General features: G+C 60.3%; 24 protein-coding genes. 9 read left to right on the plus strand and 15 right to left on the minus strand.

What is annotated here, in order from left to right; genetic code table 11:
- Positions 1 to 23 precede the first annotated feature (23 nt).
- The 5 genes from lptG (at position 24) to rsmA (ending at position 6,419) form a co-directional block, all read left to right on the plus strand.
- On the plus strand, positions 24 to 1,124 hold the full coding sequence (lptG, locus tag GOX88_RS04030; RefSeq protein WP_170399488.1) for an LPS export ABC transporter permease LptG: 1,101 nt from the start codon (positions 24 to 26) through the stop codon (positions 1,122 to 1,124).
- Positions 1,124 to 3,286: an LPS-assembly protein LptD gene (locus GOX88_RS04035; protein WP_170399491.1), complete on the plus strand. Its 2,163-nt coding sequence runs from the start codon at positions 1,124 to 1,126 to the stop codon at positions 3,284 to 3,286. The genes lptG and GOX88_RS04035 overlap by 1 nt, the downstream gene beginning before the upstream one ends.
- A complete protein-coding gene (locus GOX88_RS04040) occupies positions 3,277 to 4,530 on the plus strand; it encodes a peptidylprolyl isomerase (RefSeq protein WP_170399494.1) in 1,254 nt (417 codons plus the stop codon). Before GOX88_RS04035 ends, GOX88_RS04040 begins: the two co-directional genes overlap by 10 nt.
- On the plus strand, positions 4,527 to 5,492 hold the full coding sequence (pdxA, locus tag GOX88_RS04045) for a 4-hydroxythreonine-4-phosphate dehydrogenase PdxA (protein WP_170399497.1): 966 nt from the start codon (positions 4,527 to 4,529) through the stop codon (positions 5,490 to 5,492). Before GOX88_RS04040 ends, pdxA begins: the two co-directional genes overlap by 4 nt.
- 84 nt (positions 5,493 to 5,576) lie before the next feature.
- Entirely contained in the window at positions 5,577 to 6,419 is an 843-nt protein-coding gene (gene rsmA / locus GOX88_RS04050) for a 16S rRNA (adenine(1518)-N(6)/adenine(1519)-N(6))-dimethyltransferase RsmA (RefSeq protein ID WP_170400247.1), read from the plus strand.
- A gap of 57 nt (positions 6,420 to 6,476) precedes the next feature.
- Here rsmA and GOX88_RS04055 read toward each other — a convergent pair whose 3' ends face one another.
- From GOX88_RS04055 to prfA, 3 genes are all read right to left on the minus strand, one after another.
- Entirely contained in the window at positions 6,477 to 7,055 is a 579-nt protein-coding gene (locus GOX88_RS04055; RefSeq protein ID WP_170399500.1) for a DUF4167 domain-containing protein, read from the minus strand.
- 243 nt (positions 7,056 to 7,298) lie between these two features.
- Complete coding sequence (prmC, locus tag GOX88_RS04060) at positions 7,299 to 8,141, minus strand: peptide chain release factor N(5)-glutamine methyltransferase (RefSeq protein WP_170399503.1); 843 nt, start codon at positions 8,139 to 8,141, stop codon at positions 7,299 to 7,301.
- The gene (gene prfA / locus GOX88_RS04065; RefSeq protein ID WP_170400248.1) at positions 8,138 to 9,193 is read right to left on the minus strand and encodes a peptide chain release factor 1; all 1,056 of its coding nucleotides are present in this window, start codon (positions 9,191 to 9,193) and stop codon (positions 8,138 to 8,140) included. Before prfA ends, prmC begins: the two co-directional genes overlap by 4 nt.
- A 63-nt stretch (positions 9,194 to 9,256) precedes the next feature.
- Between prfA and GOX88_RS04070 the strand changes: the two genes are divergently transcribed.
- A complete protein-coding gene (locus tag GOX88_RS04070) occupies positions 9,257 to 9,544 on the plus strand; it encodes a hypothetical protein (RefSeq protein ID WP_170399506.1) in 288 nt (95 codons plus the stop codon).
- Here GOX88_RS04070 and GOX88_RS23705 read toward each other — a convergent pair.
- The 6 genes from GOX88_RS23705 to GOX88_RS04095 form a co-directional block, all read right to left on the minus strand.
- Entirely contained in the window at positions 9,541 to 9,897 is a 357-nt protein-coding gene (locus GOX88_RS23705; protein ID WP_367647754.1) for a DUF6404 family protein, read from the minus strand. The two genes, GOX88_RS04070 and GOX88_RS23705, sit on opposite strands and share 4 nt — an antisense overlap.
- Positions 9,898 to 9,932: 35 nt before the next feature.
- Positions 9,933 to 10,337, minus strand: a complete 405-nt coding sequence (locus tag GOX88_RS04075; RefSeq protein ID WP_170399509.1) for a DUF1499 domain-containing protein — start codon at positions 10,335 to 10,337, stop codon at positions 9,933 to 9,935.
- Positions 10,338 to 10,400: 63 nt separating this feature from the next.
- Complete coding sequence (gene speB / locus GOX88_RS04080) at positions 10,401 to 11,348, minus strand: agmatinase (protein WP_170399512.1); 948 nt, start codon at positions 11,346 to 11,348, stop codon at positions 10,401 to 10,403.
- A gap of 33 nt (positions 11,349 to 11,381) precedes the next feature.
- Complete coding sequence (locus tag GOX88_RS04085; RefSeq protein ID WP_170399515.1) at positions 11,382 to 11,957, minus strand: hypothetical protein; 576 nt, start codon at positions 11,955 to 11,957, stop codon at positions 11,382 to 11,384.
- The gene (gene speB, locus GOX88_RS04090) at positions 11,954 to 12,916 is read right to left on the minus strand and encodes an agmatinase (protein WP_170399518.1); all 963 of its coding nucleotides are present in this window, start codon (positions 12,914 to 12,916) and stop codon (positions 11,954 to 11,956) included. The genes GOX88_RS04085 and speB (GOX88_RS04090) overlap by 4 nt, the downstream gene beginning before the upstream one ends.
- Before the next feature lie 12 nt (positions 12,917 to 12,928).
- Entirely contained in the window at positions 12,929 to 14,092 is a 1,164-nt protein-coding gene (locus GOX88_RS04095) for a M20 aminoacylase family protein (protein ID WP_170399521.1), read from the minus strand.
- 66 nt (positions 14,093 to 14,158) lie between these two features.
- Here GOX88_RS04095 and mazG point away from each other — a divergent pair, with 66 nt between their 5' ends.
- From mazG to GOX88_RS04110, 3 genes are all read left to right on the plus strand, one after another.
- Positions 14,159 to 15,016 (plus strand): nucleoside triphosphate pyrophosphohydrolase, encoded by an 858-nt coding sequence (gene mazG, locus GOX88_RS04100; protein WP_170400249.1) that lies wholly within the window; start codon positions 14,159 to 14,161, stop codon positions 15,014 to 15,016.
- Positions 15,017 to 15,079: 63 nt separating this feature from the next.
- On the plus strand, positions 15,080 to 16,021 hold the full coding sequence (locus GOX88_RS04105) for a nucleoside hydrolase (protein WP_170399522.1): 942 nt from the start codon (positions 15,080 to 15,082) through the stop codon (positions 16,019 to 16,021).
- On the plus strand, positions 16,018 to 16,467 hold the full coding sequence (locus GOX88_RS04110; protein ID WP_170399526.1) for a GNAT family N-acetyltransferase: 450 nt from the start codon (positions 16,018 to 16,020) through the stop codon (positions 16,465 to 16,467). Before GOX88_RS04105 ends, GOX88_RS04110 begins: the two co-directional genes overlap by 4 nt.
- A gap of 395 nt (positions 16,468 to 16,862) precedes the next feature.
- Here the strand turns inward: GOX88_RS04110 and GOX88_RS04115 are convergent, their stop codons facing one another.
- The 6 genes from GOX88_RS04115 to GOX88_RS04140 form a co-directional block, all read right to left on the minus strand.
- Complete coding sequence (locus tag GOX88_RS04115) at positions 16,863 to 17,540, minus strand: haloacid dehalogenase type II (RefSeq protein WP_170399529.1); 678 nt, start codon at positions 17,538 to 17,540, stop codon at positions 16,863 to 16,865.
- Between the two features lie 60 nt (positions 17,541 to 17,600).
- Positions 17,601 to 18,878: a phosphopyruvate hydratase gene (eno, locus tag GOX88_RS04120; protein ID WP_170399532.1), complete on the minus strand. Its 1,278-nt coding sequence runs from the start codon at positions 18,876 to 18,878 to the stop codon at positions 17,601 to 17,603.
- 145 nt (positions 18,879 to 19,023) lie between these two features.
- Positions 19,024 to 19,905, minus strand: coding sequence for a DMT family transporter (locus GOX88_RS04125; protein WP_170399535.1), 882 nt, complete (start codon positions 19,903 to 19,905; stop codon positions 19,024 to 19,026).
- A 137-nt stretch (positions 19,906 to 20,042) separates the two neighbouring features.
- On the minus strand, positions 20,043 to 20,456 hold the full coding sequence (locus tag GOX88_RS04130; protein ID WP_170325197.1) for a Fur family transcriptional regulator: 414 nt from the start codon (positions 20,454 to 20,456) through the stop codon (positions 20,043 to 20,045).
- A gap of 55 nt (positions 20,457 to 20,511) precedes the next feature.
- On the minus strand, positions 20,512 to 21,234 hold the full coding sequence (locus GOX88_RS04135; RefSeq protein ID WP_170399538.1) for an endonuclease/exonuclease/phosphatase family protein: 723 nt from the start codon (positions 21,232 to 21,234) through the stop codon (positions 20,512 to 20,514).
- Positions 21,235 to 21,282: 48 nt separating this feature from the next.
- On the minus strand, positions 21,283 to 21,645 hold the full coding sequence (locus GOX88_RS04140; protein ID WP_170399541.1) for a cupin domain-containing protein: 363 nt from the start codon (positions 21,643 to 21,645) through the stop codon (positions 21,283 to 21,285).
- Between the last annotated feature and the right edge of the window lie 167 nt (positions 21,646 to 21,812).

Genomic DNA, 21,812 nt, shown 5'->3' on the forward strand with positions numbered 1-21,812 from the left:
GCCGTCTGGGTGGAGGCACATTCGTGATCCTCGACCGTTACTTCGCCCGCCGGTTCATCCAGAGTTTTCTGGTCATTGGTGGTATTTTCCTGACCCTGCTGATTCTGATCGATCTGGTAGAACAGGCCCGCCGGTTCGACTCGGAAAACCTGTCTTTCGGCACCCTGTTGCACCTGACCCTGCTGAACACACCGGCGGCGATCAGCGAAATGCTTCCGCTGCTGGTGATCCTGTCCACCATCGCGCTGTTTGTCGGGATGGCGCGCAGTTCCGAACTGGTGGTGACCCGCGCCATCGGGCGGTCAGGCATCCGGGCGCTGCTGGCCCCCGTTACGCTGGCACTGGTGATCGGCACCCTGGCGGTGGCCTTGCTGAACCCGATTACCGCCGCCACGTCCGAGGAGTTTCGGCGCCTGTCGGATACTTATAAGAACAACGGTGATTCCGCCCTGTCGATCACCAGCGAAGGGCTGTGGCTGCGGCAGGGATCGGCGGATGGACAGTCGGTCATTCACGCGCGCGGCACCACGAACGCCGACACGCTGGAGCTGACTTGGGTGACAATCATCTCTTTTTCACCGGATGGCAAACCAACGCAGCAGATCATTGCCGATCAGGCGCGGCTGTCAAACGGGTCGTGGATCTTGTCCAATGCCAAAATCTGGTCTCTGGCCGATGACATAAACCCGGAAACCGCCGCCGAGGTGCATTCGCAGATCGAAATCCCGACAACTCTGACACGGCAACGCATTCTGGACACGCTGGGTCAGCAGGATTCAGTTTCGGTCTACGATCTGCCCCAACTGATCCGCGACCTCCGCGAGGCGGGATTTTCCACCAAACAATATGAGGTCTGGCTGCAGGTACAGCTGGCACGGCCTTTCTTTCTGATGGCGATGGTGATGATCGGCGCGGCCTTTACCATGCGCCACGTGCGCTTTGGCGGCACCGGCATCGCAGTCCTGTCCGCCATTCTGCTGGGATTTGCCATCTATTTCGTTCGCAACTTTGCCCAAATACTCGGGGAAAACGGTCAATTGCCTATCGTTGTCGCGGCCTGGGCTCCGCCCTTTGCCGCCATTCTACTGTCCCTCGGCCTTCTGCTTCATGCGGAGGACGGCTGATGCGGCTCATATCCCACCTTCTGCTGTCAGGCGCCGTTGCACTGGCACTGCCAACCGGTGTCTTGGCTCAGACTCAGCCTGCCGCCAATCCGGCGCAGGACGCCCAGCAGGAAGATCAGCCCGCCCTGCTGGTGGCAGACGAGATTTTCATCACGCCCGAGCGCGTGCTGGTGGCCGAAGGCAATGTCGAGGCCTTTCAGGGCGACGCCAAAATCACCGCCGACCGCATTACCTATGACCGCGAAACCGGCGCGCTGACGCTCGAAGGCCCGATCCGCATCGATCAGGCCGGGGCGACGACGATTCTGGCGGATTCGGCGGAACTGGATGGCAGCCTTCAGAACGGTCTGCTGATCGGCGCCCGAATGGTGTTCGACCAACAGGTTCAGGTCGCCTCGGTTCAGGCCACCCGCGCAGCGGGCAGATATACGCAGCTCAGCAAGGTTTCGGCCACCTCGTGCCATGTCTGCGCCAACGGCAAGCCGCCGATCTGGCAGATCCGCGCCCGCAAGGTCACGCATGATCAGCTGGAACGCCAACTTTACTTTGAGGGGGCACAGTTGCGGGTGCTGGACGTGCCGGTCTTCTATTTCCCCTACCTGCGGCTACCGGATCCGACGCTGGACCGCGCCACCGGATTTCTGGTGCCGTCGATCCGGACCACATCGCAGTTGGGAACCGGCGTTCAGGTGCCTTATTTCATCAAGATGGGCGATCACAAGGACCTGACACTGACCCCCTATGTCTCGTCCAAGACCAAGACCCTTGGGCTACGTTTTCGGCAGGCCTTCAAAAACGGCCGCATTCAGATTGACGGCGCCTATACCCGCGACGACCTGCAGCCGAACCAGGACCGGGGATATCTGTTCGCAAACGGCTGGTTCAACCTCAATGACGGATACCGGTTCCTGTTCAACCTCCGAACCACATCCGACGACGCCTATCTGGCGGATTACGGCCTGCCCGATCTTGACCGGCTGCGCAGCGAGGTCGCACTTGAACGGATCAAGCGCGACACCGCGTTCCGCACCAGTTTCATCCACTATAAAACGCTGCGCGACAGCGAAGATCAGGATGAAATCCCGTCGCGGATTTTCGACCTGTACTACCAGAAACGCATGTTCCCGACATCCCTGGGCGGCGAGGTCCGGCTGAGCTTCATTACGCACGCCCATGAACGCACCAGCGACGAAGACATCGTTGGTCGCGATATTGCCCGTGCCACCTTTGATGCGGAATGGCTGCGCAACTGGACCTTCGCGTCGGGCCTGCGGGCCGAGGCACGCGTGGGTACGTCGGTTGATACATTCAACATTCGCCACGACAGCGAATTCCCCGATCAGGTGACCCGCGCCACCCCGCGCGCGGCGCTGACGCTGCGTTATCCGATGCGCAAGCGGGAAACCTCTGGCGCGACCCAGATCCTCGAACCGATTGCCCAGGTCGGCTGGACTCATGTGACCGACGATGATGTGCCCGACGACGAAAGCACCTTTCAGGAATTCGATCAGGGCAACCTGCTGTCGCTGTCGCGGTTTCCGGCCCCGGACCAGCGCGAAGACGGCCTGACCGGCGTCATCGGCGTAAACTGGTCGCGCTATTCCGCTGGAAACTGGCGGGCTTTGGCCACGGTCGGTCAGGTCTTTCGTACCGAAGCGGACCCCAATTTCAACCTGACCTCCGGCTTGCAGGGCACGACCTCGGATCTGCTGCTGGCCGGTCAGATTCAGACCGCAAATGGCTGGTCACTGGCCGGGCGTGGCCTGCTGAACGGAGACTTCAGCTTTGCCAAGGCCGAGCTTCGCGCTGCATGGCAGCAAGAGACAATGGGCGTCGCCGGCAGCTATGTCTGGCAAGAGCCCGATCCGGCGGAAAACGCGGATGACGAGATTTCAGAGATCTGGTTGACCGGACGTTACCGTGTGGATCAGAACTGGAACACAACCGCCCTGGCACGCTATGACCTAAGCGAATCCGAGCCGATCCGCTATGAGTTGGGGGTCACGTATCAGAATGAATGTGTGCAGGTTAACATGAACGTCAGCAGGCGCTATACCTCATCATCAACTATTGAGCCTTCGACAGAATTCGGGTTTACCGTAGCCCTGACGGGTTACTCCGTTACCAGTGGCGGCCAACAGTACAAGAGAAGATGCAGTTGATTTCAGGTTTCTCCAGTTTCCTTCGCTCCGGTTGGCTAAAACCGGTCGCCCCTGTTCTGGTCGGGGTAATGCTGGCCATGACATCGCCTCAGGCCGATGCGCAAAGCCTGTTTTCGCCGGCGATCAAGGTCAATCAGGATGTGATCACCTGGTACGAGCTGGGCCAGCGGCAACAATTCTTGACCGTTTTGGGTGCCCCCGGCGCGTCCGAGGACGAAGTGCGCAAGGCCCTGATCGACGACCGGCTGCGGAAGCAGGTCATGCGCGAGGCGGGGATTCAGGCCGCGCCCGAAGACGTTCAGGCGGGCATCGACCAATTTGCTGCGCGCGGGCAATTGTCGTCTGATGAGTTCCTGCAATTGCTGGCCGATCAGGGCGTTAGCCGCGAGACCGTTCGCGATTTCGTCGCCGACCAGATTACGTGGCGCGACTACGTCAGTGCGCGCTTCCTGTCGCAGGCACGCCCGACCGCTGATGAAATCAACCGCGCGCTGGGACAAACCGACAGCGGTGGCCTGCAGGTGCTGTTGTCCGAAATCATCATCCCGGTGAACCAGCAGACTGTGGCACAAGCCGAGCTGCTGGCAGAAGAGATTTCCGGGCTGGAAGGCTTTGACTCGTTTTCAGCGGCGGCAACACAGTTTTCGGCGGCTGCCACGCGCGAAAATGGCGGGCGGCTGGACTGGTTGAACCTCTCAAGCCTGCCACCGGCCCTGCAACCGGTGATCATTGGCCTGAAGAACGGCGACATCACCCCACCGCTGAGCCTGCCCAACGCTATCGCCCTGTTCCAGATGCGCGGCCTGCGCGAGGTTGCAACAGGCGCCACCCGTTATTCCGAGATCGACTACGCGATCTATAACATGGCCGGCGGCCGCAGCGCCGACACCTTGGCCAAAGCCGCCCGACTGAAGGAAGAGGTCGACACCTGCGATGACCTCTACGGTGTTGCCAAGGATCAACCGGCCGAAGTGCTGCAGCGTATTCAGGCCAGCCCCGGAGAAATTCCCCGCGACGTGGCGCTGGAGCTTGCCAAGCTGGATCTGAACGAGGTGTCCACGGCACTGACCCGCAACAACGGCCAGACGCTGATGTTCCTGATGCTGTGCACCCGCACCCGCGATCTGGGCGAAGAGACGTCGCGCACGGACGTGGCCAACGCGCTGACCCAGCAACGGCTCGAGGCCTTTTCCGAGAGCCTGCTGGCGCAGCTGCGCGCCGAAGCAATTATCGTCGAGCAATGACGGCCCCGATCGCGCTCAGCTGCGGAGATCCGGCCGGTATAGGCCCGGAAATTGCAGCCAAGGCGTGGTCGGACCTGCGCGACGCCTGCCCGTTCTTCTATATCGGTGACGCTGCCCATCTGCCGCCCGGCACACCGGTTGCGCGCATCTCGCACCCGTCCGAGGTTGCTGATGCCTGCGCCATCGCCCTGCCCGTTCTGCATCTGGATTTCCCGGCCCCCAATGTTCCGGGCCAACCCGACCCGGCCAACGCGCCCTATGTCATTGACGCGATCGAACAGGGTGTCTCGCTGGTTCAATCCGGTGCCGCGTCGGCATTGTGCACTGCCCCCATCCACAAAAAGGCACTGATCGACGGGGCCGGGTTTGCCTATCCCGGACATACCGAATTTCTGGCCGCCCTTGCGGATCGCAAACGGGTTGTGATGATGCTGGCCAGCGACCAGTTACGCGTGGTGCCTGCAACCATCCACATCCCTCTGTCGCAGGTGCCCTCAGCCCTGACGCCGGACCTGCTGCGCGAGACGATCTCTATCACCGCTGAAGGCCTGCGCCGCCAGTTCGGCATCGCGCATCCGCGCATCGCCATTGCGGGCCTGAACCCTCATGCAGGCGAAGGCGGCAAGATGGGGCGGGAAGAGTTGGACTGGATCGCCCCATTGATCGACGATCTGTCCACCGACGGCTATACGGTTACCGGGCCGCATCCGGCGGATACGATGTTCCACGCCGCCGCCCGGGCGCGCTACGACGCGGCAATTGCGATGTACCACGATCAGGCGCTGATCCCGATCAAGACGCTGGATTTCGACCGCGGTGTAAACGTGACACTGGGCCTGCCCTTCATCCGCACCTCGCCTGATCACGGCACCGCGCTGGACATCGCAGGCAAGGGCATCGCCACCCCCACAAGCCTGATCGAGGCGCTGAAACTGGCCCAACGCATGGCACAAAGCTCTTGATCCTTCATCTGGCCCCAAATATCCCCGCCGGAGGCAAAAAATCTCTGGCGCATGCCCCTCACCCTGCGCCACGGTAACCGGATCATGAGCGCAATCGACAATCTCCCCCCTCTGCGCGAGGTCATCGCGACACATCAGCTCTCGGCGCGCAAGTCGCTGGGCCAGAACTTCCTGCTGGACCTGAATCTGACCGCCAAGATCGCGCGGCAAGCCGGAGACCTCACCGACTGCGACGTGCTGGAAATCGGCCCCGGCCCCGGTGGTCTGACCCGCGGGCTGCTGTCCGAAGGCGCACGCAAGGTTGTGGCCGTCGAAAAAGACACCCGCTGCATCGCTGCCCTGAACGACATCGCAGCCGCCTACCCCGGCCGGCTTGAGGTGATCAACGGCGACGCGCTGGAAATCGACCCGCTGGCGCACCTGACCCCGCCGATCCGTATCGCAGCCAACCTGCCCTACAATGTCGGTACTGAGCTTCTGGTCCGCTGGCTGACCCCGCCCGAATGGCCGACCTTCTGGCAAAGCCTGACCCTGATGTTCCAGCGCGAAGTGGCCGAGCGTATCGTCGCCCAACCCGGCAGCAAGGCCTATGGCCGCCTTGCCATCCTCGCCCAATGGCGGGCCGAGGCGCGCATCGCCATGTCTTTGCCCCCCGGCGCGTTCACTCCGCCACCCAAGGTCTCCAGCGCGGTGGTCCACCTGACCGCCCTGCCCGAGCCGCGTTACCCTGCCGACGCGGCGACCCTGTCACGCGTCGTGGCTGCCGCCTTCAACCAGCGCCGCAAGATGTTGCGTGCCTCACTGAAAGGCGTCGCACCAGATATCGAAGATCGTCTGCTGGCGGCAGGCATCCAGCCCACCGAACGGGCCGAGCAGGTCCCGCTCGAGGCGTTCTGCGCGCTGGCCCGCGAAGTCAAAAATAGCTGAACGCAAAAAGAAAAAGCCCCGGAACCTCCGGGGCTTTTACAATTTCTGTACCAGTCGTTACTCGGCTGCTTCCGGAGCATCCCCATCCGTCTTGGGCGCATCCTCGGCAGGCGCTGCCTTGGGTTTACGTGCCCGTGGCTTACGCGCTGGTTTGTCCTTTTTCTCCGGCGCCGGGGCCGGCTCGGACCCTTTGCTTTCCGGCGTCTCGACCAAACCGCTTTCGGGTGCGGCCTCGGGCGTGCCGAAATCCATCACGTCGGGCTGCGGCGCATCGGCAGGGTCGGCCTGGCGGGCGGCTTCACGCTCCTGACGCTCGGCGCGCTCACGGTCACGTTCGGCCTGACGCTCGCGATTCTGGCGCTCTTGCTCTTCGCGGCGAGCTTCAATCTCGCGCTGCGCGTCGCTTAGAAGACGCAGGTAATGCTCGGCGTGTTGCTGAAAGTTCTCGGCAGCCACGCGGTCGTTCGACAGCTGGGCATCGCGCGCCAACTGATTGTATTTGTCAATGATCTGCTGGGGCGTACCGCGCACCTTACCTTCGGGACCCGAGCTGTCAAAAACCCGGTTAACAACGTTGCCGCCAGAAGGACGATTGCGGTTATTCTTGGCCCGCGAGCGGGATTTGGAAGATCTCATCTTACTTTACGTCAGCCTTGTCATTCGGTGCCGATGAAGTCGCGTCCTGCACTGCTCAATGGCTTTAGCCGTCACGCGATGTCGACTTTTTTGGGCTTGGCGTCAGGGGCCCGCTGAGACAGCGTCAACCTCTCCGACTATCTCTGAGTAAGCATGTCCAGCGCGCGCAGACAAGAGCTTTGTCCAAAAAATCGCAGCTTTTTTACATCAATCGGCGCTTTTTAGCCTCACCCAACGCCGCAATTACGGCATTCTGGCCAGAACGACACGGTCGCGACCGTCCAGATCGGGAATGATCCGCGTTTTGGTCAGGCCCGCAGCCTGAAACAGGGATGCGACGCTTTGGCCCTGGGTTGGGCCGATTTCGACCAGAATCCGCCCACCCGGCATCAGGAAGTCTGGCGCCGAGGCCGCGATATGGCGGTACGCGCCAAGCCCGTCACCCTCATCCGTCAGTGCCATGCGCGGCTCATGCTCGCGAACTTCGGGGGACAGCTCTTCCATTTCCGACAGCGAAATATAGGGCGGATTTGAAACAATCAGGTCAAACTCGCCTTCGATGTCCTCGAACCAGTCCGAGCGTAAAATCTCGACCCGCTCCTGTACCTGATGCTGCACTGCGTTGGCGCTGGCCTGCAGGCAGGCGGATTCGCTCAGATCCGCGCCTACGCCCGAAGCACTGGTGCGCTCGGCCAGCAGCGTGATCAGGATGCAGCCGGAGCCGGTGCCCAGGTCCAGCACATGATCGAACGGCTCGCTCAGCGCCGCCTCGATCAGAGTCTCGGTTTCGGGCCGCGGGTCCAGCACATCGCGGCTGACCCGGAACTGGCGGCCGTAGAATTCGCGCTCACCCAGCAGATGAGACACCGGTACCCGAATGGCCCGCAGCGAGATCAACTGGTCATAGCGTTCGGCGATTTCGGGCGAGAGTTCCTCGGGCGCGATCAGTGTAACCCGGCTGGCCTCGATCCGCGCGGCATGGGCCAGCAGAATCCGCGCATCCCGTGCCGGATCAGCAACCCCTGCGGCCCGCAAGCGCGCGGTCGCTGCGACCATGGCCTGCGCCGCTGTCAACGCCGCAATCACTGCGCCATCTCCGCCAGCAGGCGCGCCTGGTCATCGGCGGTCAGCGCGTCGATCACTTCGTCCAGATCGCCCTGCATCACCTGATCCAGCTTATACAGCGTCAAGTTGATGCGGTGATCCGTCATGCGGCCCTGCGGGAAGTTATAGGTCCTGATCCGCTCGGACCGGTCGCCCGACCCCACCTGACTGGCGCGATCTGCGGAACGTTCACTATCGATCCGCTGGCGTTCCATGTCGTACAGGCGCGTTTTCAGAACCTGCATCGCGATCTCACGATTGCGGTGCTGCGATTTCTCGGAGCTGGTCACGACCAAACCCGTCGGAAGGTGCGTGATCCGCACCGCCGAGTCGGTGGTGTTCACGTGCTGCCCACCCGCGCCGGAACTGCGCATAGTGTCGATGCGGATGTCATTGGCGTCGATCTGAATGTCCACATCCTCGGCCTCGGGCAGAACCGCGACGGTCGCCGCAGACGTATGGATACGCCCGCCGCTTTCGGTTTCGGGCACGCGCTGCACGCGATGCACACCGGATTCGTATTTCATGCGGGCAAAGACATTGTCACCCTTGATATGGGCGACCACCTCTTTGATCCCGCCCAAATCCGAGGCCTGCTCCTCGATGATCTCAAACTGCCAGCCGCGCCCTTCGGCGTAGCGCTGGTACATGCGCAGCAAATCCCCTGCGAACAGCGCCGCCTCATCCCCGCCGGTGCCGGGACGGATTTCCAGCATCGCGGGCCGCGCGTCGGCCTCATCCCGGGGCAGCAGTGCCAGTTGCAGGGCGTGTTCCGCCTGGGGGATGCGGGCCTGAAGGTCGGGGATTTCCTCCTCGGCCAGCTCTTTCATGTCGGGGTCGGCCAGCATCACCTCGGCCTCGGCCAAATCGGCGACCAGTTGACGCCAGGCCATGATCTGATCAACCACCGGCTTGAGATCCGAGTATTCCTTGGCCAAAGCCGCAATATCTCCGCCCGAGGCGCCATCGGCCATGGCGGCTTCGAGGTACTGGAATCGCTGGGTTATCTGCTCAAGGCGTTCTTCGGGGATCATCCGCGCGGTGTCTATCAATCCGAGGCTTTGGTCAAGGGCCGTCCCTGTGCTAAGCTGACGCGTATGACACGTTTGGCGCTTGTATTCCTGCTGTGCGCGACCCCTGCCATGGCCGATGTTGTCGGCCCCAAAGGCAAGGTACAAGACTGTTATTGCACCGATAAATCGGGATCGCGTATCGAGTTGGGCGAGATGATCTGCCTGCAGGTCGATGGACGCATGTTCACCGCCCAATGTCAGATGTCGCTGAATGTGCCGATGTGGCGCGAAGTACAGGAGGGGTGTCTTTCGTCAGGGTTGGTTGATTGGCCCAAGCTTGATACCCCGACACTAGATCAGAACGCCACCTAGCCGATCATAGGTCTTCCCAACGGCTTAACTTGCAATTTTTTGCGATACCGCCAAACTCCATACTCGGCGTAAAGGGTCAAAATCGCGCCAATAAGTATGGAGCCTATAACCAACCTTGAAGCATTGCATTGAACGGTATTGCTCATAATGAACATGCCTGTACCCCAACCTCCGCCAAACAAGAGTAAGCCAAAAGTTATGCGCGCGACCCTGCTTCTATAAGCAAACGGCCTCGGCTCGAAGCCAAAGTATCTTAGAACGCGGACGTCTGGAGTTGGTTTCGGAGACTTCTGCCAACCGGCAGCTTGCAGCTTTGTGGCCGCTAGCTGGAGTTTTCTTTCATAGTCACTCATACTACTTATTGGAGACTTTTTATAGGGATTTCAACCTATTGCAGTTCAGCAAGCCATCCATCAACTCGGGTCTTGTTCACTCCAAAGTCTGATCGTCCAAACCTCAACCGACCATAAATGCGCAGAGTATCTCCGTCTTGCTGAGCAGTGGTATAATCGGGAAAGCCTACCGCTTTGGTGCGGGTGACATAGGTTATCATCCCCTCATCCACCGATCCGGCCAGCACAGCGGTGCGTGGCGTCCCCCTTGCGATGGCGTCCAGCAGAGCCAAGCCGTCCGGCCCGGTTTCAATCACCCGAAGGACGCCGCCTTGCATGTCGAGATCGGCCTCACCCACGGGTGCCACATGCCATATCCCCGGGTCGGATGGGGCCAAACGAATATAGGCACCCACAAGCACCACCAAACCCACGATCAGCCAAAACACCGTTTTCTTCATCCCGAACCCGTTCTTTTCGCAAGCGTTATTCGCAAAGGCGCGTCGGACAAGGTACCGATCCCCCTACCGTTGCGTCACGCCGGGCAAAATGCACAGCATCTCGAACAGCAGGTTCGCGGCCGTCAGCGCCGTGTTGCCCGTGGGGTCATAGGGCGGAGAGACCTCAACCAGATCGCAGCCCACCACGTTCATCCCGGCCAGTGCATGGATCAGTTGCAGCGCCTGCGGTGTCGTCAGACCTCCGATCTCGGGCGTTCCGGTGCCGGGTGCAAAGGACGGGTCCAGGCTGTCGATGTCATAGGAAAAATAGGTCGGGTGATCGCCGACCGTTTTGCGGATTTGTGAACCAATCTCGGTCAGGTTCTGCTGCCACAACTCCCACGCCGGGAACTGGCGGAAGCCCCAGCCCTTGGCCTCGGTAAAATCGCTGGCAGCATAGCCCGAGCCGCGAATGCCGATCTGGAAGGTCTTGTCGGGGACGATCAGCCCTTCTTCATAGGCGCGGCGAAATACTGTGCCGTGGGTTTCCTTCTCGCCGAACATCTCGTCATTCACATCCGCATGGGCATCTACATGCACCAGCGCCACCGGGCCGTGTTTGGCCGCAATCGCCCGCAGGATCGGCAGGGTGATCGAGTGGTCCCCTCCCATCGCAACAGGTGTCACACCCTGTGCCAGAACGGCGTCGTAGCTTTCCTTGATGATCTTGAGGCTATCGGCCAAGGAGAAAGTATTGATCGCCAGATCGCCGATATCCGCAATTTGCAGGCTGTCGAACGGAGCAGCGGAATTGGCCATGTTATAGGGCCGGATCATCGCGCTTTCGCTGCGAATCTGCTTTGGTCCAAACCGCGTGCCCGACCGCCACGAGGTGCCGATATCCATCGGAATGCCCAGCACGGCCACATCCAGCCCGGCCAATGTATCCGCCTGCGGCAGGCGCATAAATGTGTTCGGCCCGGAAAATCGCGCCAGATCATTGCCGCTGATCGGTTGGTTGAAGTCTGTCATTTTGTTCCTCGACAAGCCCCTCAGAACATTGCTTTACGAACCGTTTAGAAGTTCCTGCAAATTTTCCGAAATCTGATCATCAATTCGATAAGAAACACTTAATTCCGTCTGAGATTCCGCGTCTGAAGCAAATCGCACATAACTTACACCCCAACGCCTTTCGTCCCCGACAGGATGGCTCTCCCAAAACAGAAAGGCAGGCCACGCGTCTGCACCTGTCCAGTCTTGACCCTTGCTTGTATCGTAGGGTGTAAGATCAGGAAGAGTTTTTCCGATTAGGCCAGCAACCGCAGCATCATACGCCTTGCGCTCTTCATGAGTCATCGGCTTCAAAGCATCGGAAACCGAGCAAGTACTGTTACTGTATCGTAAGAGTAGCGTCGTGTCCGGTTCGACCCAAGCCAAACCGTCAGCGCGTTCAAGGCGCACCAAGTTCTTACCCGGATCAATAACCCGCAGGCTGGCAAAAGAAACACAGTACTCTTCGAACAGGTTCATCGCGGTTTGAACCCGATTAACCGGCTGCTGGAAAAGACCACGCCCGAAAAAACCGACAGGTAGGCCAACGGCAACTATACCCGCCCAGATCATTATCTTCTGCCGTTTCATGCCAGCTTGTTCCAGCCCAAAAGGCAAATGATCTGCGTCGCCACATGGGCGCCTGCAATCGCCGTCGCGCCGGAGGTGTCATAGGGCGGAGAGACCTCGACCACGTCGCCGCCCTTGATGTTGATCCCGGCGATATCGCGCAGGATGATCTGCGCCTGAATGGAACTCAGCCCGCCCCAGACCGGCGTGCCGGTGCCGGGGGCAAAGGCCGGGTCCAGGCCGTCGATGTCAAAGCTCAGGTAGACCGGGCTGTCGCCCAGAATGCCTTTGATCTTTTGTGCCACGGCAGCGGGGCCGGATTCGTAAACTTCGCGCGCGTCGATGATGTTGACGCCCAGCGTATCCTCATTTGTGGTGCGGATACCGACCTGAACCGAGCGTTTCGGGTCCACGATCCCCGACTTCACCGCCTTGTAGAACATGGTCCCGTGATCCACTCGGGTCATGTCGTCATCGGCCCAGGTGTCCGTATGCGCATCGAACTGCAGCAAGGACATCGGCCCATATTTCTCGGCGTAGGCTTTGAGGATCGGAAAGCTGATATAGTGATCCCCGCCCAAGGAAACCGAGGCCACATCGGCGGCCAGAATGCTGCGGATATGGTCGGTCAATGTGTCGGGAAAGGCCGGAATGTTGGCATAGTCATAGGCCACGTCGCCATAATCCACGATCGCCAATTCGCTGAGCGCATCAAACGGCCAGCCATAGGGCGCATCCGGTGATTGCAGCGCGCTGGCCTCACGGATCGCGCGGGGGCCTAACCGGGTGCCGGGGCGATTGGTCACCGCTTGGTCAAAGGGCACGCCCGTCACAGCAATGTCCACGCCCTTCAAGTCCTTGGTATAAAGCCGCCGCAGGAACGAGGTGGCGCCGCCAAAGGTGTTCTCGAACGACAGCCCCTTGAGGTCGGGATTGGTGAACGCCTCATCCACCTGATTTTTTGCGTCTTCCAGTGCCATGCTATTCCCCCATCAGCCTAGCGGTTGCGCCTTTTCCACGATCCGCGCAAAGAATGAGGCGCCCACCGGCGCGATCTCATCGTTGAAGTTGTATTTCGGATGGTGCCACCCGGCCCCTTCGCCTTGCCCCAGGAACAGATAGGCCCCCGGGCAGGCATTCAACATATAGGCGAAATCTTCAGCCCCCATGTTACGGGGAACATCATCGACAACCTGATCGGTCCCCGAGATTTCCCGCGCCACATCCGCCGCGAAATTCGTTTTTTCGGTACTGTTGATCGTGGCGGGATAGTGCACTTCGTAGTCCAGCCGCGCCTCGACTCCGTATGAGGCCGCCTGCCCCTGTACGATCTGCTCCATCCGCTCCATCACCATCTTTTGCACGGCCGGATCAAAAGTGCGTACCGTGCCGTTGATATAGGCGGTATCCGGGATCACGTTGTCTACCGTGCCGGTATGGATTTGCGTGACCGAGACCACAAGATCGTCCAGCGCGTGGTGATTTCGGCTGACAATGGTCTGAAGCGCTTGTGCAATCCCGCAGGCCGCCATCACCGGGTCACGGGCTTCATGCGGCATGGCGCCGTGGCCGCCAACGCCCTGAATATAAACATGAAACGTGTCCACCGCCGCCATGATCGCCCCCGGCGCGGTGTGAAAAGCCCCCGCTGGGACGTTGGGCGCATTGTGCAGCGCATAGACCTGAGAGATGTCGAACCGGTCCATGATCCCTTCTTCGACCATCACACCGGCCCCACCGCCAGATTCCTCGGCCGGTTGAAAAATCAGCGCCACGCGACCTGCAAAGTTCCGCGTTTCCGCCAGATAGCGCGCGGCCCCCAGCAGCATCGAGGTGTGTCCGTCATGGCCACATGCGTGCATCAGACCGGGCCGTTTCGAGGCATACTCAACCCCCGTCTCCTCGGGGATCGGCAAAGCATCCATGTCAGCGCGCAAACCAATCGTGGGTCCTTCGCCCTGCCCGTTGATGATCGCGACAATCCCAGTCTTGGCAATACCCTCGTGCACCTCATCCACGCCAAATTCACGCAGGCGATCCGCGACAAAGGCCGCCGTTTCATGGCATTCGAATTCCAGCTCGGGGATCGAATGCAGGTGCTGCCGCCACGCGGCCATATCGGCGGCGAAATCAGCAATTCGGTTGACGACGGGCATAGGGGGTGGACTCCTGAACCTGGCTGCGGAATGGATGCATCTGACACCGGAACGAAAGGGTTCGCAATGGCCGAAAATCCTCTGATCCATGACAGCGACGCCGGGATCGAGCGTTTGCTGGAAATCATGCGCCGCCTGCGCGACCCGGAAACAGGCTGCCCCTGGGATATCGAACAGGACTTCGACACCATCGCCCCGTACACCATCGAAGAGGCCTATGAGGTCGCTGACGCCATCGAACGCGAGGCCTATGATGAGTTGAAGGGAGAGTTGGGCGACCTGCTGTTTCAGTCCGTATTCCACGCGCAGATGGCCGAAGAAGCCGGGCATTTCAGCTTTCAGGACGTTGTGCGCACCATGTCTGACAAGATGGTCGCGCGACACCCACATGTGTTCGGTGATGAATCCCGGGACAAATCGGCTGCGCAGCAGACGGTGGATTGGGAAGCGATCAAGGCCGCCGAACGTGCGGGCAAGGAACAGAAAGGCGCGTTGGACGGTGTGGCCGCCAACCTGCCCGCCCTGTTGCGCGCCCACAAGTTGCAGCAACGCGCGGCTCGCGTCGGATTCGACTGGCCCGATGCCAGCCACGTGCTGGCCAAAATCACCGAAGAGGCCGCTGAGCTGGAAGAGGCGCGCAACAGCATGGACGCCGACGCGTTGGAGGATGAATTCGGCGATCTGCTGTTCGTGATGGTCAATCTGGGTCGCCATCTGGGCATCGAACCCGAGGCCGCCCTGCGCCGCACCAATGCCAAGTTCACCCGCCGCTTTGAACAGGTCGAGGCACGACTGGCCGCCCGCGGAAAAACCCCGTCTCAAAGTGATTTGGCCGAAATGGACGCGCTGTGGGACGAGGTAAAAACCGAAGAGCATCGCGCCAACGGCAAACTCCCGCCTGTGGATGTCACGACCGGGGCCTGAAACTGCTGGACAAGCGCGGTGACACTTGCGAGTGTCCGCGCTTCAAGACCCCGGAGGCAGAGCATGGCACCCCGCAAAATCATCATCGACACCGATCCCGGACAGGACGACGCCGTTGCCATACTGCTGGCGCTGGCCAGCCCCGAAGAGGTCGATGTTCTGGGGATCACTGCCGTTGCCGGAAACGTGCCGCTGGAACTGACAGCCAAGAATGCGCGGATCGTCTGTGAACTGGCCGGGCGCACGGATGTCCCGGTTTATGCCGGATGCGATCGTCCGCTGAACCGGCCTCTGGTCACGGCGGAACATGTGCACGGCAAGACCGGATTGGATGGGCCCGTCCTGCCCGACCCGCAGATGCCTCTGGCCGAGGGCCACGCGGTTGATTTCATCATCGACACCCTGCGCGCGAACGAACCCGGGACGGTGACGCTCTGTCCGCTGGGACCGCTGACCAATATCGCCACCGCTTTTCAGAAAGCGCCCGACATCATCGACCGGGTTCAGGAAATCGTGCTGATGGGCGGCGCGTATTTCGAGGTCGGCAACATCACTCCGGCGGCGGAGTTCAACATTTACGTTGACCCGGAAGCCGCTGAAATCGTGTTTAAATCCGGCATTCACATCGTTGTCATGCCGCTGGACGTGACCCATGACGCGCTGGTTACCAGACACCGCAACGAAGCCTTCCGCGCGCTGGATTCCAAAGTCGGCCATGCGGTTGCCGAGATGACAGATTTCTTCGAACGGTTCGACATGGAAAAGTACGGCTCCGAGGGCGCGCCGCTGCACGATCCCTGCGTGACCGCCTATCTGATCCGGCCCGATCTGTTCTCGGGCCGTCACATCAACGTCCAGATCGAAACTCAGTCGGAACTGACTATGGGCATGACCGTCGCCGATTGGTGGCGCGTCACGAACCATGCGCCCAACGCCATGTTCATGGGCGAAATCGATGCCGACGGATTTTTTGACCTGCTAACAGAAAGGCTGGCCCGCCTATGAGCGCCGCACTGAAACTCGCCCGTCCGGAAGACCTGGATCGTCTGATGGGGCTGGTCACTGCCTTTCATACCGAGGCTGGTATCCAGCAGGACATTGACCAGACCCGCAACGCGCTGGCCCCCTTACTTGAGGGCATCCCCCACGGTTGCATCTACCTGATTGGTCCCGGTCGTGCGCCGCTGGGCTATATCGTTCTGACTTTCGGTTGGTCGGTCGAGTTCGGCGGCATGGACGGCTTTGTCGACGAGATATACATCCGCCCTGCCGTCCGGGGCCGCGGCATCGCGACCGAAGTGCTTTTGGACCTGCCGAAAGCCCTTGCCGGTGCTGGTCTGACCGCTCTGCATCTTGAGGTCGATCGTACCAACGAGGCCACGCAGAAACTGTATCTGCGCACCGGATTCAGACCGCGTGAGCGTTACATGTTGATGAGCAGAAAGCTCTGACACTCGTCCCCATCACAATCGCTTTGATCCATGAACGGCTAAATTACTCTTACCGGGATTCACCTCGGAAGACGTAAGTGGGCGTTCCCATATCCTGTACCGGATCAGTCGCAGACACCGGATCACCGGTAATCGGGTAAGTGCCCGGCCCTGAACAGGCCGCCAAGAAAACAGTGCTGATCACTGAGGCTACGAGAAGGAATTTCGAACCAGTCATGGTGTTCTCCTTTCTGTAATGCCGGCAGCATATGTCAGCTCAATTTGAAACAAATAGGAAAAAGTTCACACATAACCTGATTTATGTCAGCCAAAAGTCCGCTTGCGGAAAAAGTAACTGCCTTTTTAGGGCGTTACACAATCAGAATTTTCTAAGTTTTTTGGGGTCTCGACCCGCTCTAGCCAAGCTTGTCTGCTAAATTCGCAAAATCTTTGGCGACAATGTCCCAGTTGCCTTCAGCCCGCAGGTCATGAGATTGGAACGGACCGTGCTCGGTCGGGCGAGCCACAAAAGCGGTTTTCAAACCTGCCTGCCGCGCTGCGTACAGGTCATCATTATGCGCGGCGACCATCATGACCTGATCGGCGCTCAGCCGCAGCGCGGCACAACTGGCCAGATAGACTTGCGGCTTTGGTTTGTAGTCCCGGGCCATTTCTGCCCCAAGAATGCAGTCCCAAGGGAGGCCGCCATACTTCGCAAGCCGGGTCATCAACGCGATTGAGCCGTTTGAGCAGGGTGCGATGATCCTATTGCGCTTCAACACCTGCAATGCAGGCACGACGTCAGGCCAGGGGTCCAGCCTCTCCCATGCAGCCGTCAGATCGGCTGGGTTTGGAACAGTAACGCCAAAACGGGTGGCAACAACCTCAAGGTTCTCGCGGTGCAGGTCGTCCAGCGGCACATAACCCCTGCCCCCTTCACGGATAGCGGCCATGGAGGGGTCGTACTCAGCCCGCCACGCATCGGCAAAATCCAGAGCGTCCAGATCCGGCAAAACCGCAGCCACTTCGCGCGCGATGGAACTGCGCCAGTCAACGCAGGTACCGAACACGTCAAAGATCAGCGCTTTTACCATGACCTGGCTCTCATCCTGACATGCCCTGCCCGGGGTCAGGCAGGGCTGTTTTGTGCCGGATCAGCGCTTCAGGATCGAAGCTCCGGCATATTCCGCAACCTCACCCAGCGATTCCTCGATGCGGATCAGTTGGTTGTACTTGGCCAACCGGTCCGACCGCGCCAGCGAGCCGGTCTTGATCTGACCGCAGTTGGTTGCCACGGCCAGATCGGCAATGGTGGCGTCCTCGGTCTCGCCCGAACGGTGCGACATAACGTTAGTATAACGCGCACGGTGCGCCATATCGACAGCACGCAGGGTCTCGGTCAGCGAGCCGATCTGGTTCACCTTGACCAGCATCGAGTTGGCACAGCCACGCTCGATCCCTTCGGCCAGACGTTCGGGGTTGGTCACGAACAGGTCGTCGCCCACTAGCTGCACCCGGTCACCCAGAGCGTCGGTCAGTGCCTTCCAGCCGTCCCAGTCATCCTCGGACATGCCGTCTTCGATCGAGATGATCGGATAGTCGTTGACCAGCGCCGCCAGATAGGCCGCGTTTTCGTCCGAGGTCAGGCTCTTGCCCTCGCCCGACAGAACGTATTTGCCGTCCTTGTAGTATTCGGTCGCGGCACAATCCAGCGCCAGGTGAATTTCCTCACCCGGCTTGTAGCCTGCCTTTTCAATGGATTTCAGGATGAAATCCAGCGCCTCTCGGGTCGAGGCGATGTTCGGGGCAAAGCCGCCCTCGTCGCCGACGCCGGTGGCCAGGCCAGCGGCCGACAGCTCTTTCTTCAGGGTGTGAAAGACTTCGGACCCCATGCGGACCGCCTCGCGGATATTCGCGGCCGAGGTCGGCATGATCATGAATTCCTGAATGTCGATCGGGTTGTCGGCATGTTCGCCGCCGTTGATGATGTTCATCATCGGCACCGGCAGAACGCGGGCCGAGGTGCCGCCGACATAACGGTACAGCGGCTGCGTGGTGAAATCCGCTGCAGCCTTCGCGGTCGCCAGCGAAACACCCAGAATGGCGTTTGCGCCCAGACGACCCTTGTTCTCGGTCCCGTCCAGTTCGATCATCGCGCCGTCAATGGCAACCTGTTCGGTCGCGTCGAAGCCCACCAGTTCTTCGGCGATCTCACCGTTTACGGCGGCGACGGCCTCAAGCACGCCTTTGCCCATGTAGCGCGACTTGTCGCCGTCGCGCTTTTCCACCGCCTCGTAGGCACCGGTCGAGGCGCCCGAGGGTACTGCTGCGCGGCCCATAGTGCCGTCTTCCAGGATCACGTCCACTTCGACGGTCGGATTGCCCCGGCTATCCAGAATTTCGCGTGCGTGAATGTCGATGATGGTGCTCATGAGGCCCGTCCCTGTGGCTGCAATAAGTTGCATGCCTCATAGCATCACCGGGTAAAAAGTAAACCGGTCATGTTATCGCTAACAGGTATATTGTCGGAGCTTTAGGGCTAACAGGTTCCTGTTTGCGCCAACGTGCGACGATCCGTCAGGCCGCGACGGCCAGTTCACGGGCCAGCTTGCGCTCTCGGATAAAGGTGTACATGCCCGACCCCATGATCAACGCCGCCCCGGCGAAGGTCAGAAAATCAGGACGTTCCCCGAACATCAGCATCCCCGCCATGATCGAAAAGATCAGCCGGGTATAGCGGAAAGGCATAAGGGCTGAAGCCTCGCCGATCCGCATGGCCGTGACGATGCCATAATAGCCAAGAACACCAAACCCGACGGCACCAAGGTACGGACCGATCTGCGCCGATTGCAGCGGGGTAACGGGTTGCGCCGAAAACACCATCAGAGCCACACCCGACACGGCCACCGCAAAATAGGCCTGAAAAGCCACTACCGAAGACGCAACCCGCGGATCAAGCTTGCGGGTGATCAGGTCCCGCGCGGCGATGGCGATCACGGTTGCCACGACGAACAGAGAGTCGGGCTGGAACCCTTCGAAACCCGGTCGAATAATCATCAGAACGCCGATGAAGCCCAGCCCGACGGCGCTCCAACGACGCCAGCCGACTTGTTCCCCAAGAAACAGCGCCGCGCCCATGGTAACGGCCAGCGGCATCGCCTGAAACACGGCGGCCACGGTGGACAGATCCACCAGCGACAGAGCGGTCACGAAAGTCAGCGCCCCGACCATCTCGGTCGCGGCGCGGGCCAGCGGCAGGGGCTGCCACGCCACAGGATCAAAGATGCGTTTGCGTGTGGCCACAGCCAAAATCGCAAACAGAAGACCACAGACCACGCCCAGAACAACCATGATCTGGCCCGTCGGCACCGTGACCGACAGCAGCTTGATGAACATATCCTCAAGCGCAAAAGCCGCCATCGCGCCGACGACCAGCAAAATGCCGTTTACGTTGTTCATGGTCATTTCCGTAAATTCCAGCGGCCCAAATCGCCGCCCCTTACGTCACCCAATACGCAAGACACCCGCTCTGGCAAGTATTATCAGGCCGGAATACATGATTTCCCGTGGGTCTGACCTTCGCGTTTTGTGATGGATCAGTCCTGATCCAGCGGCACGCCGTACAGTTCCAGCCGGTGGCCTTTCAGCTTATAGCCCAGCTTGGCCGCGATTTTTTCCTGCAGCGCCTCGATCTCGGGGTCGACGAATTCGATCACCTCACCCGATTGCATATCGATCAGGTGGTCGTGGTGGTCACGCTCGGCATCTTCATAGCGCGCACGGCCGTCCCCGAATTCCAGGCGTTCCAGAATCCCGGCCTCTTCGAACAGTTTCACGGTGCGATAGACGGTGGCGATGGAAATCCCCGAATCTACTTCAGACGCGCGGGAATACAGTTCCTCGACATCGGGATGATCTTCGCTTTGTTGCAAAACCTGCGCGATCGTGCGGCGCTGGCCGGTCATGCGCAGGCCTTTGGCTTCGCAACGGGCGATGATCGTGTCGGACATATGAGACCCTCAGAGTAGTTCGGGTTTCTGTCTTAATACGTCTGGACGGCTGGCGCTACCGCGGAATTGCGGTTTCCCGCGCCACTCGCAGATCCGCCCAGATCGGCAGATGGTCCGAGGCGATATGCGCCGGCCGCGCGTCGTGGACGCCATGCACCACAGCCTCAAGCCCCGCGCCCAGCGCGATCCGATCCAGTGCCCCCAATGGCTGCGCCGCCGGAAAACTGGGAACGGGCGGCAAAAAGCGCATGTCAGGGGCCAGATGATCCAGCACCGGCTGTCGCGACCATTCGTTGAAATCTCCGGCCCAGACGGTGGGCATATGGTCCAGATCATCGTCAAATCGACGGATATGGGTGATCTGCTGGCGCCGGGACGCAGGCAACAACCCCAGGTGCATTCCCATCACCCGCAACGGCCCGATATGGGTATCGAACTCCACCCGCACCGCGCCCCGAGGCTCCAACCCCGGCAGGTCGTGGTGACCGGCCTGCCGTACCCGGATTGCATCCCCGCGCCAAATCACGGCGTTGCCGTGCCAACCCAGACTGCCCGCCCCGCCCAGATCGACAATCTGCCAACCGGCCTCATCCAGCATGAAGTGCGGCAAGGCGGCGGGCCGCGGCGGCAAGCGTTTGTCGGCCTCTTGCAGCACCACGATATCCGCCTTCATGCTGTCGATAACCTGCATGATGCGTTGAGGTTGCCGCCGGAAATCGAGGCCTACACATTTCTGGATGTTATAGCTGGCGATGCGCAGGGTTGAGGTTTGGGTCATGGATGTCCTGTGATTGGCATGAAGCGGTGCGCGGCTATCCGATTTCTCTCAAAACTGCGTAACCATCAAATTGACGGGCTCGTCCCCTTCGGCAGAGGAGGCATGGCCTGTCCCGTTAGTATCCTCTGCCCAGAACAGATCACCGACGGTAAAGTCGCGGATTTCCCCCGATCCGGCCTGAACGCGAAACGTACCCGACAAAACCGTCGCAAGCTGCCGTTTGGGAGAGCGATGCGGCACTCCCTTCCACCCGGCGGGCAAGGTGAGGAAGACAAAGCCCGCGGCATCATACTCGCCCGATGCGTAGAATGGCGCAGCAGGCGGGGCGAAGGTCTTCAGGTCCTGGTCAACGTCCCGGTCTTCAAAATACGAAACGCCTTCTGCGTCTTCCAGCAATATGGAGTAGCGCATTCTGTGCTCCCTAATTCAAATCTGAATAGCCCCCTGAAACACCCATTATGCAGCATTCTTCTTTGAGGGTAAGCCGCAGGGCCGTTTGATTTGGAAGTTTTCTAGCGCCGGCCCGCGAACTGCGACAAAGGAATCCGGATTCACCCTTCCCTTTCGGCGTCTTGGCA

The sequence above is a fragment of the Ruegeria arenilitoris genome (assembly GCF_013030985.1).
GTDB classification, from domain to species: domain Bacteria; phylum Pseudomonadota; class Alphaproteobacteria; order Rhodobacterales; family Rhodobacteraceae; genus Ruegeria; species Ruegeria arenilitoris_B.

Excerpts from the sequence above, each read along its gene's own strand:
- rsmA (WP_170400247.1), top strand. The coding sequence starts at position 5,577 with ATGAGCGCAATCGACAATCTCCCCCCTCTGCGCGAGGTCATCGCGACA.
- GOX88_RS04095 (WP_170399521.1), bottom strand. The coding sequence starts at position 14,092 with ATGCCCGTCGTCAACCGAATTGCTGATTTCGCCGCCGATATGGCCGCG.
- GOX88_RS04115 (WP_170399529.1), bottom strand. The coding sequence starts at position 17,540 with ATGGTAAAAGCGCTGATCTTTGACGTGTTCGGTACCTGCGTTGACTGG.
- GOX88_RS04075 (WP_170399509.1), bottom strand. The coding sequence starts at position 10,337 with ATGAAGAAAACGGTGTTTTGGCTGATCGTGGGTTTGGTGGTGCTTGTG.
- prfA (WP_170400248.1), bottom strand. The coding sequence starts at position 9,193 with ATGATCCCCGAAGAACGCCTTGAGCAGATAACCCAGCGATTCCAGTAC.
- GOX88_RS04040 (WP_170399494.1), top strand. The coding sequence starts at position 3,277 with ATGCAGTTGATTTCAGGTTTCTCCAGTTTCCTTCGCTCCGGTTGGCTA.
- GOX88_RS04110 (WP_170399526.1), top strand. The coding sequence starts at position 16,018 with ATGAGCGCCGCACTGAAACTCGCCCGTCCGGAAGACCTGGATCGTCTG.
- pdxA (WP_170399497.1), top strand. The coding sequence starts at position 4,527 with ATGACGGCCCCGATCGCGCTCAGCTGCGGAGATCCGGCCGGTATAGGC.
- GOX88_RS04135 (WP_170399538.1), bottom strand. The coding sequence starts at position 21,234 with ATGACCCAAACCTCAACCCTGCGCATCGCCAGCTATAACATCCAGAAA.
- speB (WP_170399512.1), bottom strand. The coding sequence starts at position 11,348 with ATGACAGACTTCAACCAACCGATCAGCGGCAATGATCTGGCGCGATTT.
- GOX88_RS04140 (WP_170399541.1), bottom strand. The coding sequence starts at position 21,645 with ATGCGCTACTCCATATTGCTGGAAGACGCAGAAGGCGTTTCGTATTTT.
- GOX88_RS04070 (WP_170399506.1), top strand. The coding sequence starts at position 9,257 with ATGACACGTTTGGCGCTTGTATTCCTGCTGTGCGCGACCCCTGCCATG.
- GOX88_RS04125 (WP_170399535.1), bottom strand. The coding sequence starts at position 19,905 with ATGAACAACGTAAACGGCATTTTGCTGGTCGTCGGCGCGATGGCGGCT.
- GOX88_RS23705 (WP_367647754.1), bottom strand. The coding sequence starts at position 9,897 with ATGAGTGACTATGAAAGAAAACTCCAGCTAGCGGCCACAAAGCTGCAA.
- eno (WP_170399532.1), bottom strand. The coding sequence starts at position 18,878 with ATGAGCACCATCATCGACATTCACGCACGCGAAATTCTGGATAGCCGG.
- GOX88_RS04035 (WP_170399491.1), top strand. The coding sequence starts at position 1,124 with ATGCGGCTCATATCCCACCTTCTGCTGTCAGGCGCCGTTGCACTGGCA.
- mazG (WP_170400249.1), top strand. The coding sequence starts at position 14,159 with ATGGCCGAAAATCCTCTGATCCATGACAGCGACGCCGGGATCGAGCGT.
- speB (WP_170399518.1), bottom strand. The coding sequence starts at position 12,916 with ATGGCACTGGAAGACGCAAAAAATCAGGTGGATGAGGCGTTCACCAAT.
- GOX88_RS04085 (WP_170399515.1), bottom strand. The coding sequence starts at position 11,957 with ATGAAACGGCAGAAGATAATGATCTGGGCGGGTATAGTTGCCGTTGGC.
- GOX88_RS04055 (WP_170399500.1), bottom strand. The coding sequence starts at position 7,055 with ATGAGATCTTCCAAATCCCGCTCGCGGGCCAAGAATAACCGCAATCGT.
- GOX88_RS04105 (WP_170399522.1), top strand. The coding sequence starts at position 15,080 with ATGGCACCCCGCAAAATCATCATCGACACCGATCCCGGACAGGACGAC.
- GOX88_RS04130 (WP_170325197.1), bottom strand. The coding sequence starts at position 20,456 with ATGTCCGACACGATCATCGCCCGTTGCGAAGCCAAAGGCCTGCGCATG.